We start from the raw sequence: 17484 nt of genomic DNA on the forward strand, positions 1-17484 counted from the left end.
TTCTCGAGTCGTCGTCCTTCCCCCGCGCGAAATGTTCACTGCTTACCGCTGTCGACGTCGACCCCGCGCTCCCGCAGCTTCGCCGCGGTCACCTCGTCGATCCGGCCGGTCAGCACCTTGAGCCGGGGCAGCGCCAGCAGCGGCGCCAGGTCGCGGAGGCGCACGTCCCCGAGATGCAGCTCCTCGAGCGCCGGCAAAGACGTGAGCGGCGTGAGGTCCAGCTGCTTGTTCCGGGTGTCGAGCATGAGCCGCTTGAGGCCGCTGCACAGCTCGATGCCGGCCAGCGAGTCGACCTCCGCGCACTGCTCGGGTTCTTCGTGGATCGTGTCGAGGTACGGATCGATCTCCTCGATGTGCGGCAGCTTGTCCGCGTGGGCGTCGAGGAGCGCGCGCAGCTCGGCCAGCACCGCCATCTGCGTCTCGTCGATGCGGTCGCGCCAGCTCTCCGACTCGTCGTCCGGGTCGTCGTCCTCCTCGGGCTCGAGCTCGGGGACCCGGAGGTCCGTCTCCACCAACCCCTCCCGCACCATCGCCTCGACGACGGCGAGGCCGAGGTCGTGATCGACGAAGCGGTCCTGGACGCGCGTGCGCTTCTTTGTCATGACCGCGATCGTAGCAGGTCCCCGGCGCCGCCCGCAGCGGCCGCGGACGCATACCCACCTGCGATTCGCCGGGGCCCGCGTCGTCGCGTCCGCAGCTGGATCGGCGGCCCCGTGACGCCATCAACGCCCCGGGTCGTGATGCGTGACGCCTACGGCGCCGACGCGTCGAGCAGGCCGGACAGCCACTGCCGGATCTGCGGCTCCTTCGGGACGCCCGCGAACGCGTCCACCGGCTGGCCGCCTGCGACGGCGACGACCATCGGGATCGACTGGACGCCGAACAGCTGGGCGATGCGCGGGTTGGCGTCGACGTTCACCTTGGCGAGGATCCAGGCGCCGTTCGCCTCCCTGGCCAGCCGCTCCAGCATCGGCGAGAGCACCGTGCATGGCCCGCACCAGGAGGCCCACAGGTCGACGAGAACCAGCACCTGCAGCGACCGCTCGACGATCTCCGCCTGAGAGGTCGCGTCGGTGACGTCGAGGACGGGCGAGCCGGCGGAGGTGGCGGCACCGTCCGGCGAAGAAGCGGAGGTGGGAGCGGACGCAGCTCGGCTCGCGGCCTCGAAACGGGCCTTCAAGGCGGACAGGTCCGCTTCCGACAGCGCCTGCGACATGGCTGGGGTTGGACGTGCGTCTGGCTCTGTCACGCAGCCATCCTATCAGGCCCGTCCCCGGATGTGCCCGCGCTGAGCCATCACGCGTAGCTCGACTGCGGTCACGCCATCCCGAACGCGGCCCGCTCGAGCGACACCCCGCTCGCAGGATCGGCGGTACACAAGAACGCGACGAGCTGCTGAAGTGAGGCTCCCCGTGCGAGTTGCGCGCGGATCCCACGAGCGCGCTCGACCGCCCATTGGCGACCACCTGTTCCTGTCGCGCCAAGGCGGCGCGGATCTGGCCTGCCAATCGCCGCCCCCTCGGCGGAGAGCGGCCCCGCCCCGGCCCCGCCTGCGCCGCCCGCCCCGGCCCCGTTCACCGACGATAGCCCGGTGACCGCGGCTCGAGCGAGCACGCCGGCCGGCGCAGAGGACATATCCTCTCGGACATGCCCTCTCGCTCATGCACGTGAGGACATGACCTTTTAGACATCTCCATCATGATTCACTGGCAACGCGGCGCGGTGAAGCTGCCCTCGAGGTTGACGTCCTCGTCGAGGATGTCGAGGAACCCGAAGTCGACGTGGCACAGGCGCCCGACCACTTCCTTGTCGTCGACCGAGATCAGCTCGAAGCTGGCGCCGAAGGTGCCGCCGCCGAACCCGCACTCGCTCGGCTCCTCCGACGTGATCATCCCCGTCCCGGTGACGTCGAGGCCGGCCAGGTGGTAGAGGCCGGGCGTCTGGAAGGCCGTGGGGATCCGGATCGTCACCGCCCAGTTGCCGCCGCAGTCGAGGCCGGTGCTGGGGTCGGCGCAGGTGGCCGCCTGGCTCGAGAGGCGCACGTACAGCGTGTCGGGGTCGACCGGCTCACCGCCGCTGCCGCCGCTCGAGCCCTCGCCGGTCGGATCGGGGTCGGGCGGGATCTGGCCCTGCGTGTAGGCCAGCGAGGCGACGTCGAGCACCACCGGCTCGCCCTCGCACGGGACCGGCTCGATGACCGGACCGTCGGTGCCCGCGCTGGTGACATCGCTGCCCTGCGAGGTCGGGTTCGTGGTCCCGTGGGTCGGGTCGTAGCCGCTGGTGCTGGTCGCCGTGTCGTCGGTGTCCGAACCGTCGCTGCCGACGCTGGTACCGGGGCTGGTCGCCGTGCCGGGGCCGGCGGTCGTGGTCGCCGGCTGATCGCCCGAGCCGCCGGTCGAGCTCTCGCCGTCGGTGCCGGCGTCTTCGGTGGTGCTGTTGCCGACGTCGCTGGTATCCGAGCCGGAGCCGTCACCCTTGGAGTCGCACGCGAGGGCGACCGCGAACACGAGGCTGAGACAAGTGAAGCTGTAAGAACGCATGCCCCGGGGTTAGGCTATGTCCGAAATCGCGCATGAAGCAGACAGACGCAGGTAGCGGTGGATAAACGCTAGTTTAACCATCGCCCCGAAGTTGATGGCTTTCTTCTCGAACCGGGTAGCGATCCGGCGTGACTCCTTGAGCCAGCCGATGAGGCACTCGATGATGCTTCGACGTCGGTACGCGGCCTTGTCGAATGCGACAGGCCGAAGGGAGCGGTCCTCGTTCTCCTTACTCGGGATTATGGGCTTGATGCCGAGCTCCAACAGGTACTGGTCGACCCAGTTCGCTCGGTAACCCTTGTCGCCGGCGAGCGCGACGGGCCAAGCCATCGGTGTCCCGTGCTCGTCGTGCAGAGTCTCATCGGCGCCGCAGAGCAAGGTGTCGACCATCGTCTGGTCGTGGATCTGGCCGGCGCTGAGATGGAAGTGGAGGGGGTGTCCGTGTGCGTCACACAGGATGTGGATCTTCGTGCCCCAGCCACCCCGGGAGCGCCCCAGCGCGTGATCCTTCGGTTCTTCTGGGTTCGTCGATTTTCCCCCCGCCGCTGCTGCAGCGAGCCGCGCGGATCGACGTGCCGTCGATGCACCAGAGCTCGGCGGGTGGGTCGTCATGCGAAACCACGCAGCTGCGGAGTCGTCGCAGCACCTCGTCGAACGTCCTGTCTTGGTTCCACTTGTTGAAGAAGTCCCACGCAGTCGACCATGGACCGAACTCGATCGGAAGATCACGCCACGGCGCTCCTGTGCGGAGCACCCAAAAGATGGCGTTCAGTATCGTCCGGCGATCTCTCGCGCGCCGTCCCGTCTTGCAGTTGCGAGTCGGAAACAGGTCCGCGATCAGGTTCCACTGGTCGTCCGTGAGCTGGTGGCGGGGAACGCGGGGCGTCATGTCCCCGACCAGATCAAGAAATCCCGATGTCTCCAAGAAACTGGCGTTTTCGGGATTTCGGACATGGCCTAGCACGGGCCCAGGCGCCGCGCATCGGGGGCGCCACGCGAAGTCGATGTGCGCGCAGCCCATGACGGCGACGTCGCAGACGAACACTGGCACGTGAGTCAGTGTCACAATCGCCGCGAGGGCGGAAAATCAGCCGGTTTGCGCATCGAAGCGCGCTCGCGCCCTCTGTTCGTCACGACGGCGCTGTCAGGGTGAGCGTCGATCCGCGCGCACCAGGCCGGGGCTCAGCGGCGCGCCGCGATCGCCACGCGATTGAGCGCACCCATCAATGCGATCGCCATCGTCAGGTCGGAGACCTCCCGCTCGCTGAAGTGCTCCGCGAGCGCCGCGTAGCTGCTGTCGGGCGCGTGGGTGTGGGCGATGTCCGTCACCGCCTCGGCCCACTCGAGCGCCGCGCGCTCGCGCGGGGTGTAGGCCGCGCTCGCGCGCCAGCCGGCCAGGGCGTCGATGCGCTGGGTCGTCTCGCCGTCGTCGCGCAGCGACTTCGAGTGCATCTCCAGGCAAAACGGGCAGCCGTGGATCTGCGACACCCGCAGGTACACGAGATCGATCAGCGGCCGTCCGAGCGGGCCGCGCAGGAGCGCGGCGTGGGCGGCGTAAAGGCCCTGGAGCACCTCGGGCGAGAGGGTGGCGTAATCGTAGCGGCTCATCATCGTCATTCCTCCGGCAGTTGTTCGTCCAGCCATGCGCGCGCGCGTCGCTCCGCGGTCTGCACCGCGTCCGGACCGCGCACCAGGTTCTCGAGCACGTGAAAGCGGACGTCGCGGATCCCGATCACCGCCAGCACGTGGCGCAGGTACGGTGTGACGAAGTCCGGCTGGAGCGGCCCCTCGCCGGACACGGCCCCGCCGGCGCTGACGACCACGTAGGTCGGCCGGTCCGCCAGCAGGCCCTGCTTGCCGTGGGGCGTCAGCGCGAAGCTGCGGTGCGCCCGGACCACGTGATCGATCCACGCCTTCAGCGCCGACGGCACCGTGAAGTTGTGCATCGGCGTAGCGATCAGCAGGCGGTCGGTCGCCTCGAGCTCCGCGATCAGCTCCTCCGAGCGCGCCAGCGCCTGCCGGTCCGCGGCCGTGCGGCGCGCCTCCGGCAATTCCAGGGCCTCGGCGTAGGCCGCGTCGACGTGCGGCAGCGGCTCGACCCCGACGGGCCGGACGATCAGGCGCGCGCCCGGCGAGCGCCGCAGCAGGCGCTCCAGCACCATCCGGCCGACCTGCCCGCTGTGAGACGCCGCGCCGCGCGGGCTGGCGTCGATGGCGAGGATGGCCGGCATGTCAGCCCAGGCTCCGGCTGAAGTGCATGCCCAGCGCCAGCAGGCCCTGGCGGAAGTAGAACCGCTGCGCCAGCGCGTTGGCCATCCCGGTGTCGAGCACCAGTCGGGCGCAGCCGAGCCGCTGCGCCTCCGCGGCGACCGCCGCGAGCAATCGCTCGCCGAGCTGCTCGCGGCGGACATCCTCTCGCACCACCAGGTCGTCGACGTACACGAAGCGGCCGTAGATCAGGTTCTCCTGCTCGCGGTAGCCGGCGAGCCCGACCGGCTCCCCGGCGCGCCAGGCGGCCAGCAGGCGGTACCCCTGCGCCTGCTGGCGACGGACCCGCGCCCGCAGCTCCTCGGCGTCCCCGAGCCCCGGCCGCAGGCCCACCATCGTCGGGTAGCAGGCGCGGAGCTCGTCGTCGTGCTCCGCGTGGCGCAGCGATATCTCGTCGGTTGCGATCGTCACGCCACGAATATGAAAGGACCATGTCCTGGCCGGAAGGTCCAAGATCTGCGAAAATAACTGGGACATGTCCGCCTCGGGGTTTCCGCTGAAGCTCGATCCCTCGGAGGCCTCTCCCTATTACCGGCAGATCTACGCCCGCGTCCGCGACGCGGTCGCCGACGGCCGGCTGCGGCCCGGCGACCGCGTGCCCTCGATCCGCGGCCTGGCGAGCGCCCTGGGCCTCGCGCGCGGCACCGTCGAGGCCGCCTACGACCTGCTGATCGGCGAGGGCTATCTGCTGCCGCAGGGCCAGGCGGGCACCCGTGTCGCCGCGATCGGCCCGCACGCGGCCCGGCTCGGCCGCACTCGCCCGGCCGCCCCTGCCGCCGCGCTGCCGGGCCCGCGCTCGCCGCGTCCCTTCCAGCTCGGCCTGCCGGCGCTCGACGCCTTCCCGCACGCGCTGTGGTCGCGCCTCATCGCCCGCCGGCTGCGCGGCGCGACGCAGGAGGACGGCTACCCCGCGCCCGCCGGCGACCCCGGCCTGCGCGAGGCCATCGCGGCCCACCTGGCGCTCTCGCGCGGCCTCCGCTGCGCCCCGGCGCAGGTGTTCGTCACGGCGGGCTATCGCCACACCCTCGATCTGGTGGCGCGCACCCTGCTGCGCCCGGGCGACCCCGTGTGGATCGAAGATCCCGGGTTCCCGCCGACGCGCCAGCTCGTCGAGGCCCACGGCGCCCGCGCAGTGGCGGTGCCGGTCGACGCCGAGGGCCTGTGCGTGGCGGAGGGCCGCCGCTGCGCCGCGCGGGCCAGGCTCGCGGTGGTCACGCCCTCGCATCAAGCGCCGCTGGGGGTCGCCCTCGCGCTGCCGCGCCGCCTGGAGCTGCTCGCCTGGGCCGCGGCGGCCGAGGCCCGGGTGCTCGAGGACGACTACGACGGCGAATACCGCTACCAGGGCCGGCCGCTGCCCGCCCTCGCCAGCCTCGACCGCGAGGGCGTGGTGTACTACGCGGGCACCTTCAGCAAGGTGCTGCTGCCCTCGCTGCGCCTCGCCTACGTGGTCGTGCCCGAGCGGGACGTGCCGCGCTTCGAGGCGACCTGCGCCGCCTTCCACGGCGGGTGCCCGCAGCTGGTCCAGGCGGTCGTGGCGGACTTCATGCTCGAGGGTCACCTCGCCCGCCACGTGAAGAAGATGCGCGGCCTCTACGCGCGGCGTCGGGCCGCCGTGGTCGAGGCCCTGCAGGCGGTGTTCGGCGCGCGCCTCCGCGTCGAGCTGCAGGCGGGCGGCATGCACCTGCTCGCGCGCCTGCAAGGCCGCGCCGACGACCGCGCGCTCGCCCGCGCCGCGCAGCGAGCAGGCCTGGCGCTGCAGGCCCTGAGCGACTGGCAACACGAGCACGCGGTCGAGCCGGGGCTGCTGCTCGGCTTCACCAACGTCGCCGACCCGGCCGCGGCGCGCGAGCTCGCGGAGGCCCTGCGCGCGGCCTGGCATCATTCGAGCCCGCGCCGGCGAGGCGATGAATGACTCTTCGAATATGTCCTTCAAGTCCGCTCTAATGATTCGAACCACGGCCCCGAAGAATTGTTCGAGGCCGGCGGCCCCGAGCCGCGTCGCGGTCCAGGTGCGCTGCTCGTCGGTCGCGTCGAGCAGGTGGAAGCGACGGCGTCGACCCTCGGGGACACGCCAACCCGGCGCTATCGAGCCGGCAGCAGCGTGATCAGTGCCTTGTGAACCGCGGTGTCGATGTTCCCAGCGAGGTCGGTCCTGAGCGCAAATTCGGCGTTATTGCTGTCATTTTGACCGTATACCGTCACGGTCTGGCTGTTGCTCGCGCTCGTCGTGGTCCGGCACCGCACGGTGCCGGCGGCTTCGTCGAGCAGCGCGACGTCGATCCTCGCGCCTCCGCCTAAAAAAGTGTCCCCGTGAAACTGTTGACCCGTACTCGCAGACTCGAGCCGGTAGGCCGGAACGACGGGGCTCGCCATGAAGGCGCGCAGTTGGTCGCGCAGCTTCATCAGGTCGGTCACCTTCGACGCGGCGTACTCGCCCGGGGCGCGCACCACACCGATCGAATAAGGACCCCGCGCCTTTCCCTCGGCGGCGAGCTCGGGTCCATCGACGTTGATGACGATCGCGTCGTCGGCGAACGCGAGCTCGTCGGCCGCGCCCGCGCACACCTTGGGCGCATCAGGAGTCCGGTCGAACAACGGCACGAGAGCTTTCGCCCGCTTGATCGCCGCCCCGTGAAGGGTTCGCATCTGCTCGTCCGACAGCTGGGCGAAGTCGCCTTCGGTGAGCGTTCCCGTGAACTCGGCGACGGATCGCCGCGATAGGGTGAAGCCGTATGGGTCGACGAACACGATGAACCCCACTGGGTCACCCGCCTTCACGAGATACTGGAACCGGCTGGCTTTCGCGAAGGTCTCGCCGCTCGACCGCGAGGCCACGTAGCCGCGGTCGGTGAAGAGCTTCACGAACGCCGCGGGCGAAGCATCCGTGCGTCCGCTGATGGAGCGGTCATCGCATCCGCCATGGAACTCCGTGCCCGCGGGAAACGCGAGCTCGCGCCAGTGGCCGCACGGGCCGGGTGGTGGTGATGGTCCTTCACATGCGCCGACGCAGATCATCCAGCTGACGGCGACCGTGCTCCACCAGGTTGTCGGGTTCATGGCGGCTGGATATCACGGGCGTCGACCGCCCGCCTCCTGAAAGTTGCCCGGTCCGTGCGGGTCAGGTCTCGCTGGCGCCGGAGTGACGCGAGACCGACGCCTCGGCGGCTCAGGTCCTGTTCTGCCGCCGAGGGCGGCCGCGCCGGTTCTTGGGCCAACTCCAGGCATGAGCCACCGAGATGTCGGCTGCCAGCGCGTAAAACCCGTCGCGGTCGGCGACCAACCTCTTGGCGCCGATGAGCATGGAGCCGAGCTTGGGCGAGGTCAGGTCGGGTTGGCTCTACACCACGACGACCTCGTAGCCGGCCATCACATGCGCGATCAGCGCCGCCAGCGCCGGCGGCTCGATCTGCCCGTAGTCCTCCGGTGGGCCCGGTTCGGGCTCGGCGCTCTCGGTCTCCTGGGCGTTGCGCTTCGTGCTCAGGACTGCGACCCGGGCTCCTACCGTGCCAGCCTTCAGGGTCGCCCCACGGCAAGCCCGAGCTCCGCGGGCTCGTCCACGTCGCGACCGAACAACACGTAGTCACGACCGGCGGTGAGGTCGTATGATTCCATGGCGCCGGGCTCAATCCAGCGCTGATCGGCTCGGAGGAATTCGCGCGAGCCCACGGTCCGACAGTCAGACCCCGCATATTGAAAAATATCATCAGCGCGCGCAGCGGAAGCCGACGGTCCCGTAGCCCCACTGCGGCGACAGGCCGTAGCGGTACGACGCCCGCAAATAACCCGGCCCGTCGTAATAGCTGCCGCCGCGCACCACCCGGACCTCGCCGCCCGGCGGCCCGATCGGGTTGCGCCCGGAGATCTGCCGGTACGCCTTCTTGTCATACCAATCGGCGACCCACTCGGACGCGTTGCCGGCGAGGTCCTGGACGCCCTCGGGGCTGGCGCCGGCGGGGTATCGGCCGACCGCGGCCGTCGTCCCCCCGCACTCGTACGTATGGGCGCGCGCGCACGTCGCCGGCGCGTCGCCCCACGGGTACTGCGAGCGCGCATCGGGGCCCCGGGCCGCGCGCTCCCACTCGGCCTCGGTCGGCAGGCGCTTGCCCTTCCACGCGCAATATTCGGCCGCCTGCTCCCAGGTCGCGCACACCACCGGGTGGTCCTCGCCGAGGAAGCCCGGAGCGAGCGCGGCCCCGCGGACGAACGCCTCGCCGGTCCACACCTCGCAGCGCGACGTGGCGACCTTCGAGCACCCGCCGCCGGCCACGCACGCCGCGTAGTCCTTCCACGTCACCTCGTAGCGATCGATCATGAAGCTGTCGAGGCGGACCGACCGCGGCGGCTTCTCGTCGGCCTCGCACTGGGGGTCGCGGCGATTGCGGCAGCCGAGCACGAACCACCCGCGATCGATCTTCTGCATCCGCTCGTCGACGAACTCGCCGCCGACCTCCGCCAGCAACGTCGCCTCGTCGACGCGAGCGGCCGGCGGCTGCACTGCCGTCACCGACGGCCCGCGCTCGCTCACGCCGCGGGCCAGCGTCAGATCGGAGCCACGCGCCTCCGGCCGCGGCCGGTCAGGCTGGCCGTAGGTACCTGCCCGAAGGAGCAGGTCGATACGCCGCAGCGCCTCGGCCGCGCTCACCCGAGCGTCGCCGTCCTCGTCGGCCCACCCGCGCAGCGCCCCGAGCAGCAGGTACGACAGCGCCGGCGTGTCGGTCCCCGGCAGGCGCTCACGGCAATGCGCCCCCACCCCCGCAGTGAACGCCACCGCGTCGGTCGGCTCGCGGCCCCGCCGGGCGATGTCCCATGCCACGACCATCCGCGTCTGCTCCACCATCGCCATCAGCGCGGCCATCTGCGGGGTCACGGCACGCACGGCAGACTGCCGCATGGGCCGCGGCGCCACCAGCTCCGGCGGCGCCGGCAGCCCGGGCGCGGCCAGCCCCGAGCGCGCGCTGTCACCTGTCCCTTCGGGCAGACACCCGTCCAGCACCGTGACGAGCTCGCGGTGCATCCCGTGGCCGGCGAGCCGCAGCACCCGAGCGACCGAGATCCCCGCGCGCCAGTCGCTCGCGCTCGCCGACGCGCCGAGCAGCACCGGCGAGCCTCCTGCCGGCGTGCCCGCGTGGCCGATGAACACCACCCAGAGGGTCGCGTCGCGCCGGATTCGCCAGTGCATCTTCGCCAGCGCCGCATGGACGGCGTCGGGCCCGCCCGGGTCGCGCACCCAGCGGATGCGCCGGTGCGGCAATCCGCGGACCTCGTGCAGGTAGCGGTACCACGCCCCCGCGACCGCGTGCGCGCCTGACCGATCGGGCAGGTGCGCATAATCCTCGACGCTGACGATCAACGCCGCGTCGCCCCGCGCGTCGCGGCGCGCGGGCATCGGCGCCGCCACGTCCGGCCACGCCTCCCCGCCCTGTCCGACCGGCCGCACGCTCCGCGGCAGCTCCGGCCCGCACGCCAGCAGGGCCGCCGCACAAAGGCCGGCGAGGCCCGTCCTCATCGCGCGACCCCGCGACCCCGCCCGCTGCATTCGCACTCGCCGACCGCCCGGGTCGACGCGGACAGCCGCAAGGCGCTCGCGCATTGGTAGATCCTACTTTCCTTTCCGCATGTAGCGGAGAAGTTGGGCAAGACCCCCTTTCAAACCGTGCGTGCGGATTTCCCGCACACGGCTTACGGGTGGTCTCTCGGGCCGTCGCATTACGCGGCCTCCGGGTACTGCACGGTCCCACGCAGTCGGTGGAGCCCGTGGTTGTGGAAGAAGTCGCTTGTCCAACCTTCGACGTCGTTGGCTCGCAGGTGTCGGCCTTTGCGCCGCACCATGAAGTGCGTGAGCCGGCGCCATACGTACGTGTCGATCTGGTTGAACTTCGCCGCGGCGTTCCCGGTGCGGAAGTAGTTGCCCCAGCCGCGCAGCACCGGGTTGATGTCGCGGACGATCACCCGCACATCCTTGACCCCGTTGCGGCTGCTGCCGGTCAGCTCCTTCACGCGCTGCCGCACCCGCGTCATGCTGCGCTGTGAGGGCCAGCGCTGGAGGAAGTACACCCTTCGGCCTTCCTTCTCCCAGATCGGCCCGGACATGCGCTTGCGCAGGTGGCAGCCGAGGAAGTCGAAGCCTTGCCGTCCCCGGCTCAGCTCGACCCGCCTCGTCTTCTCGGGATGCAGATCCAACTTGAGCCGTCGCAGGATCTCGCGGACCCTGGCCTCGGCCGCCTCGCACGCCTTCGCGGTCCTGCAGAGGATCACGAAGTCATCGCAGTAGCGCACGAGCTCGCCCAGGTGGGCGTGTCGTCGCTGCCACAGCTTGTCGAGGACTGCGAGGTAGATGTTGGACAGCAGCGGTGAGATCACGCCGCCCTGGGGTGTCCCCGAGAGCATCGCCGTCACCTCGCCATCTTCCATCACACCGGCTTCGAGCCACTGCCGTACCAGCTTGAGGACCCGTCTGTCCGAGATCCGCATCTCGACGAGCTTCATCAGCCGCTCGTGATCGATGCTGCCGAAGTAGTCGCGGATGTCGGCATCGAGCACGTGGTTTCCACCTCGTGCTCCCAGCACCCGCAGTCGCTCGAGCGCCTGCGTCGCGCTGCGCTTGGGCCGAAAGCCGTACGAGCACGGAAGAAAATCCGCCTCGAAGATCGGTTCCAGCACCAGCTTCGCCGCCATCTGCACCACTCGGTCCCGGACTGTCGGGATCCCCAGCGGCCGCTTCTTCCCGTCCGCCTTCGGGATGTACCGCCGCATGACCGCGCTCGGTCGGTACGTCCCCGCCTCGAGCTCTGCACCGATCTCTTCGAGAAAGCGATCGACGCCGAGCTCTTCCACCTCGGACAGCGTCTGGGCATCGACCCCCGCTGCCCCCCTGTTCTTCTTCACCCGCCTCCATGCTTCCCTCAGGACGTCACGCCTGGAGATGCGGTCGTACAGCGCATGGAAACGTCTTCCCGGATGCCGCTTGGCTGCGGCCCACAGTCGGCGTCGAAGTTCTCGCACTTTGTCACGCGGCCTACGCCGCATGGGGTTGTTGGGACCTGTCCTGCAGGCCATGCCCTCGCGCTTACCTTCTTCTCCGACACGACCACCCCAGGGGCCCTTCCCTCCGGCGGCGTTGTTCTGCGCCACCATCATCGGTACTACGACCCCCTCGGACTCCCGCTGCACAGCGCTCGACTTCGCCTTCGGCTTATACGAGTCGCTTCGCCCCGACATGGGCCGTGCAGACGGGCCTCTCCTGTTCCGCATCGCTCCTTGAACGCGTGCTGCGCCCCCTACCCCGGGAGGACCCGCCGCGCTTTCTACTCCGGATGTCTGCGCGGTGGACGTGGCCTTCGCCGTGGCATGAGCGGCTCGGCTCCCCCATTGTTTCTCTGTCGAGGCTGCAGGCTTCACTTCATGTTGCGGCCCGCGTTCTTGCTCCCTCCGTAGAGGCACTTGACGCCCCGCTCGGGCCACGACGATCTCTCGCCGTACCTGGGGCCTGCTACCGGGCGCTCCGGCGCCTACCCGGACGGGACTCTCACCCGCTGGAACGGTGCAGCATGACGCGGCCGAGCCGCCCCCTTCGGGGTCCTTCTCGTCCGCGTCTTCAGGACGCACCATGAACCGAGTCTAGCGACGAGCGAGCGTCCCCGTCACCGGACGCCGAGCGGACGCAGGCCGCGAGACGTCGCCGCCGCTGCCAGGACGACTCATCTCAATCGCTCGAGTCGACGAGGCGGACGTCGAGCTCGAGGGTCCCACCGAGGATCTCGGCGTATCGCCGGCTCAGCTCGAGCGCCTCCTGCATCCCCGACAGCTCCAGCACCGCGAAGCCGCCGATCAGCTCCTTCGACTCCGCGAACGGCCCGTCGAGCGTCCGCAGATCGTTGTTGTTGAATACCATGCGCTTGGCCTCGGCGCTCGGCCGCAGCAGGTGCGATCGGACGAGCACGCCGGCCTTCGTCATCTCGGTCTTGAGGCGGGTGAGGTCGGCCTTCTGCTTCGGGCTGCGCCCGCCGGCCTCGGTCGCCTGGTCGGCCTTCTCGATCAGCAGGATCTGCAACGGCGGATCCTCGGGCGGCGGCATCATGCCGATGTCCCACGGCTCGTTGACCTTGCCGAGCTCGAGCTCGCCGTCGCCGAGGATCTTGCCGTAGCGCTCGGCCCAGCCGATCGCCTCCTCGCGCGTGCGCACCTTCAGCAAGAGCATCGCCGCCGGGAGCTCGTGCTCGCCGCGGTAGGGGCCGTGCTTCACGGTGCAGCGGCCGTCGCGGAAGACGAGGCGCGTGCGCGTCTTGCTGGCGCCCAGGCCCGCGCCGTCGACGAGGCGCCCCGCCTGCGCGTGCTCGCCGATGAACTCGCCCATCTTGTGGACGAGCTCCATCGGCGGCAGCTGGCCCGCCTCGGTCTGCGGATCGTTCTTGTGCATGATCAAAAAGCGCATGGTCGACTCCTACGTGAGCTGCGAGGTGTTCGTGGTCCGTCCGGGCCGGCACCCGCCGGGCCCCTCACCCCCACGACGAACGACACTCGCGCGGCTCGACACGACCCGTCGATTTTTTCGCAACTACTCGAAATTACTTCAAAATAGATCCACGTCGCGGGCGTGACGAGCCCGCGCGACGCGCGCTCGTCACGCGACGGCCTCGACCTCGCAGGCCGAGCCGCCCTTGTTCAGTGGCACTGGAAGAACGCGGTGTCCTCGAACACGAACAGGACCCCGGCGTCGCCGAGGTTCATGCGGAGGAACGCCTCGTCGAGCTGCAGGACGAACCTGCCGGCGGGCTCGGGCGACTGCAGCCAGAGGGGCTCGCCGAGCGCGCGGGCGTGCAGCGCGTACACTGCCTTCCTCAGCTCGCCGAGGTCCTGCGCCTCCTCGTCCTCCTCGTCGTCCAGGCGCTCGATCAGATCGTCGTCGAAGGTCGCCGCGGGGACCTTCACCGGGACCACCTCGAACCCCTGCGCCTCCGCGACCGGCCGCGCGGGCGGCTGGGCCAGCGGCCGCCGCTGCAGGTCCTTCTCGGTGAGGCGGACGATTGCGACGTGGTCGGTGCCCGGCGCCCACGCCTGGTGGTGCACCGCGTCGCTGACGAACAGCGCCACCGCCCGGGTGCGCGGGAAGATCGGCTTCAGCCCCGGTAGCGCCTCGAGATCGATCGTGAGCAGGTGCTGCATCGGCTCGCCCTTCGCGGCGAAGATCGGCCACGTCGTCTCGTCGACCCCGCGAGGCACGCCATGGCGCTGGTTGTAGGTGCCGTCGGTCTGCTCGGTGGCGCGTAGCGCCGCGAGGCTCGTCATCTTGCCGCGCCACCGTTTCTCCGCGATCACCTCGAGGAGCTCGTCCACGTCGTCCTTCTTCGTCGACACCGCGCCACGACCGCGGCTCAGCGCGTCGTAGCGATCCTCGTCGACGAATTGCGACCACAGCTCCTGATTGCGCTTGCCGGGCAGCGAGAACGCGAGGACGAGCATCGCCTCGCGCTCCGCGACCTCCGTGCGCGCGATGAACGGATCGATGTAATTGCGGCAATCGTCGAGGTCGAGCTTGTGCTCGCAGGCCACCAGGCTGCGCACGGCCTGCTCGTGCAGCACCGGCGTCGACGCGACGAGCGGCAGAGCGCGCACGAAGGCCGGTAACTTGGCCGGCGCTGCGCCGTCCAGCGCGCGTGCGAGCACCGCCTCTCGCCGCGCCGCCGGCAGCCTGTCGATCGCCGCCTGCAGCGCCGGCCGCACCTCGTGCTGGAAGAACACGTCGGCGTGCCCGTATCCGCCGAGGATCGGGTCGCGCCATTGATCGCCCCAGCCGTGGAATCGGAGGACCACATCGAACTTCTCGGGCCACTCCGTCGCGCGCGCCAGCGCGTACACCAGCGCCATGCGGATCTCCAGCTCCGCCGCGGTCTCCTTCGGCGACAACGTCGCCCACGCCGCGTACAACGGCCCCAGCGCCGCCTCGCCGACGAGCGCGACGCCGTAGGGCAGGAGCAGCGCGTCGGGCTTCTTCTTGGCGCGCAGCGCGGTCACCATCGCCTGGAGCACCTCCTCGTCGAACAGCCCGGCGATCAGCGCCGAATCGCCGGTGCCCTGAATGCGCTCGAGCAGCGCCCGCTTGGCGAGGTCCCGCGGCAATTGGCGCAAAAGCTCGATGTAGTGCCGGGTCCTGCGCAGCCCCTGGCCCTCGGGCGTGCCCCACGTCGCGGGGTCCCGCGAAAGCCGGCCGTAGCCGTCGAGGGACCACCCCTTGCGCTTCAGCACCTGCGCGACGAGCGGCTCGGGCAGCGGCCTGCCGTGGCGCCCGGCTGCCACCAGCGCCGGCAGCGTGCAGCGCTCGGGCAGCGTGTCGTCGTCATCCTCGGCGGCGCCCGTCGCCCACGCGAGCAGCTCGTCGACCGTGGCGAATCGCAGCAGCTCGTCGGCGCTGTCGGCGTACCGGCCCATCAGCGCCCGTCGCTGCGCGGGCGAGGCGATGTCCAGCGCCGGCACGAGGTCGCAGAATTGCCCGGGACCGCCGCTCCCCTCCGGCGGACACAGGGCGAACCACAGCAGCGATCGCGTCCACGCGTCGCGGTCGGCGAACAGCTCCACGTAGCGGAACAGCTCGGGCCCGAACCGTCCGTCGCGCAGCGGCAGATGGACGTCGTCGCGCCACTCCCCGTCGACGGCCATCTCCACGTCACGGCCGGTCCCACCGTCGACCCCGAAGCCGCGGTGAAAGAACTCGAACGCGAGCCGCGCCGCCATGTTGCACGAGAACTCGGCGGTGCGGACGCCGTAGCGACGCAGCACCGCCTGGACGCCGTCTCTCTGCCACGCAGGGAGCGCCGCGAACGCGGGCTCGCCCGTCAGCGCCGCGAGGCCCTCGGCGCCCAGCCGCACCAGGATGCCGTCGAGGTGCTTCGGCCAGCCCGGGAACGCAGTCACGATCGCGCTCGTGCCCCCCTCGTCGTCCCCCACTTGCTCCTTCAGCGGGCGGTCGGCGAGCCCGCGATAGTCCTCGTCGGCGAGCTCGCGATAGCCCGCCGGCAGCTCGGGCTCGTCGACGAAGGAGAACAGGTGAAGCACGTCGCGCGCGGCGAACTTCAAATGTCCGGCCTCGACTCCCTCGGCCAGCGTGGCGAGCAGCGATTGCTGGATCGCCGGCGCGAGCGTCTCGTACGCGAGCCAGCGGTTGGCCCACAGCTCCCAGAGCAGCGCATACGCCACCGGACGCGCGTCGGCGTCGTCCGCGAGCAACGGCTCGATCGCCTCCTCGAGCAGGCGCTGCTGCGCATACTCGGATTCTTCCCCGGCCAGACGCGCCGCGAGGCGCTTGCGATCGATCGCCGTCAATCGCGCGTCAGGCGAGACGAACGAAATCATGCCACCGACGTTCGCAGCCTTCTTCGTCGCCTTCGCGGCCTCGACCTTCTTGACGTTCGCAGCCTTCTTCGTCGCCTTCGCGGCCTCGACCGTCTTGACGTTCGCAGCCTTCTTCGTCGCCTTCGTGGCCTCGACCGTCTTGACGCTCGTCGCCTTCGCTGCCTCGACCTTCGCCGCCTTCTTCGTCGTCTTCGAGGCCTCCTGCGTCCTGGCCAGCTTCGTGGTACCCGCCTTCGCCGCCTTCTTCGTCGCTTGCGCAGCCTCGACCTTCGCCGACTTCGCGGCACTCACCGGCTTCGCCGTACCGACCTTCGCCGGCTTCTTCGCCGCCTTCGCCGCCCCGACCTTCGCCGCCTTCGCGGCCGCGCGCGCGGCCGTCTCGACGTACCCCTTCCTCACCTTCTCGGCGATGAGCGCCTCGGCGGCCTTCCTGGCCGCGGCACCGGAGCCGTGCGACTTCACCTGCGTCTGCCCGGTCGTCCCGACGCGCCCGAATCGCACGGTCGTCGCGTCGCCCGCGACGGCGATCTCCCAGAACTTGTTGGACTCTCCATCCTGAAACAGGAACGATCGCATCGACCTCTCCTCGGCCCTCAAGCAACAGAGGCTCTGTTCGAGCGCACTTCCCACTTCGCTACCCGTTTCGAGATCCCCTGTCAATCACCGGCAGTTCCCGGCCGCAGGCTCCGGCGGGAGCACGGAGCCCCACGAGGCCCCTCGCCGCGACCGATCGAGGACGACTCGGCCCGACTCGGCGTGAATGCGACCGGGGGAGGTGCGACGCGGCGCCGAATGTCCGCAGTCGACAAGCCAGGCGAGGTCGACGTCAAGGCCGGACCGGTGGCCGTCGAGGTCAAGCCCGGCGAGGTCAAGGTCAGCGGCACCGAGGTCGGCGACGTCAAGGTGACGGCCGCGGGCGCGCAGGGCCTCACCTATTTCCTGCTGATTTCCTCTGAGCGCGGGGACGCTGCGAGTGCGGACGGCCATGTCTTCCGCCGGCCCGCCGGCAGAGCGATCGCCGGTTCCAGCCACCGATTCTCGGCGCGTACCTCGGCGATCGATTCCGCCGCATTGCTCGGCGAAGTCGGCGGTGACTCGACGCGACACGGCGAATGCGACGAGCACTCGGATGTCGGCTACCCTTGAGCATTCGTATCATCATTATCAATATGCGGACGCGAGACCGCGGGGTTCGAGCCTGGTGCGCCCACCCGTAGCGCTCATGCTCGACGGCGCTGCGCTTCTGGCTGGCGCCGAGGTCGACTGTCCCGCGAGATTTTTTAAAAGCCATCGATTCGATGATCCGCCCCGAGTGCCGGCCACGCGCCGT

13 protein-coding genes and 3 pseudogenes are annotated in these 17484 nt (G+C 70.2%); 2 read left to right on the top strand and 14 right to left on the bottom strand.

Annotated elements, in window-relative coordinates:
• Positions 1–35: 35 nt before the first annotated feature.
• From O0S08_RS34595 to O0S08_RS34625, 8 genes and pseudogenes are all read right to left on the bottom strand, one after another.
• Entirely contained in the window at positions 36–602 is a 567-nt protein-coding gene (locus tag O0S08_RS34595; protein WP_269033710.1) for a hypothetical protein, read from the bottom strand.
• A 161-nt stretch (positions 603–763) separates the two neighbouring features.
• A pseudogene (locus O0S08_RS34600) lies at positions 764–1249 on the bottom strand (thioredoxin family protein); the annotation flags it as partial.
• Positions 1250–1703: 454 nt separating this feature from the next.
• Positions 1704–2540: a hypothetical protein gene (locus tag O0S08_RS34605; protein ID WP_269033712.1), complete on the bottom strand. Its 837-nt coding sequence runs from the start codon at positions 2538–2540 to the stop codon at positions 1704–1706.
• Between the two features lie 9 nt (positions 2541–2549).
• The gene (locus tag O0S08_RS34610) at positions 2550–3152 is read right to left on the bottom strand and encodes an IS5 family transposase (protein WP_269033713.1); all 603 of its coding nucleotides are present in this window, start codon (positions 3150–3152) and stop codon (positions 2550–2552) included.
• Positions 3118–3561 (bottom strand): annotated as a pseudogene (locus O0S08_RS51380) (transposase); the annotation flags it as partial. The gene O0S08_RS34610 and the pseudogene O0S08_RS51380, both read right to left, overlap by 35 nt.
• Before the next feature lie 161 nt (positions 3562–3722).
• The gene (locus O0S08_RS34615; RefSeq protein WP_269033714.1) at positions 3723–4151 is read right to left on the bottom strand and encodes a carboxymuconolactone decarboxylase family protein; all 429 of its coding nucleotides are present in this window, start codon (positions 4149–4151) and stop codon (positions 3723–3725) included.
• A 2-nt stretch (positions 4152–4153) separates the two neighbouring features.
• A complete protein-coding gene (locus O0S08_RS34620; RefSeq protein WP_269033715.1) occupies positions 4154–4771 on the bottom strand; it encodes an FMN-dependent NADH-azoreductase in 618 nt (205 codons plus the stop codon).
• Between the two features lies 1 nt (position 4772).
• Positions 4773–5144: a GNAT family N-acetyltransferase gene (locus O0S08_RS34625; RefSeq protein WP_371879568.1), complete on the bottom strand. Its 372-nt coding sequence runs from the start codon at positions 5142–5144 to the stop codon at positions 4773–4775.
• A 139-nt stretch (positions 5145–5283) separates the two neighbouring features.
• Here O0S08_RS34625 and pdxR point away from each other — a divergent pair, with 139 nt between their 5' ends.
• On the top strand, positions 5284–6720 hold the full coding sequence (pdxR, locus tag O0S08_RS34630) for a MocR-like pyridoxine biosynthesis transcription factor PdxR (protein ID WP_269033717.1): 1437 nt from the start codon (positions 5284–5286) through the stop codon (positions 6718–6720).
• Between the two features lie 170 nt (positions 6721–6890).
• On the opposite strand, the gene O0S08_RS34635 is transcribed toward pdxR, so the two are convergent.
• From O0S08_RS34635 to O0S08_RS51385, 6 genes and pseudogenes are all read right to left on the bottom strand, one after another.
• Complete coding sequence (locus O0S08_RS34635) at positions 6891–7865, bottom strand: hypothetical protein (protein ID WP_269033718.1); 975 nt, start codon at positions 7863–7865, stop codon at positions 6891–6893.
• A gap of 646 nt (positions 7866–8511) precedes the next feature.
• A complete protein-coding gene (locus O0S08_RS34640; RefSeq protein WP_269033719.1) occupies positions 8512–10314 on the bottom strand; it encodes a formylglycine-generating enzyme family protein in 1803 nt (600 codons plus the stop codon).
• 200 nt (positions 10315–10514) lie between these two features.
• Complete coding sequence (gene ltrA / locus O0S08_RS34645) at positions 10515–11864, bottom strand: group II intron reverse transcriptase/maturase (RefSeq protein WP_503827484.1); 1350 nt, start codon at positions 11862–11864, stop codon at positions 10515–10517.
• 646 nt (positions 11865–12510) lie between these two features.
• On the bottom strand, positions 12511–13239 hold the full coding sequence (locus tag O0S08_RS34650; RefSeq protein ID WP_269033720.1) for a YciI family protein: 729 nt from the start codon (positions 13237–13239) through the stop codon (positions 12511–12513).
• Positions 13240–13469: 230 nt separating this feature from the next.
• Positions 13470–16154 (bottom strand): hypothetical protein, encoded by a 2685-nt coding sequence (locus tag O0S08_RS34655; protein WP_269033721.1) that lies wholly within the window; start codon positions 16152–16154, stop codon positions 13470–13472.
• Between the two features lie 435 nt (positions 16155–16589).
• A pseudogene (locus tag O0S08_RS51385) lies at positions 16590–16730 on the bottom strand (WGR domain-containing protein); the annotation flags it as partial.
• A 216-nt stretch (positions 16731–16946) separates the two neighbouring features.
• On the opposite strand from O0S08_RS51385, the gene O0S08_RS34665 reads away from it, so the two are divergent.
• Entirely contained in the window at positions 16947–17300 is a 354-nt protein-coding gene (locus O0S08_RS34665) for a hypothetical protein (RefSeq protein WP_269033723.1), read from the top strand.
• The last annotated feature ends 184 nt before the right edge of the window (positions 17301–17484 follow it).

The organism is Nannocystis punicea (assembly GCF_026965555.1).
GTDB classification, from domain to species: domain Bacteria; phylum Myxococcota_A; class Polyangia; order Nannocystales; family Nannocystaceae; genus Nannocystis; species Nannocystis punicea.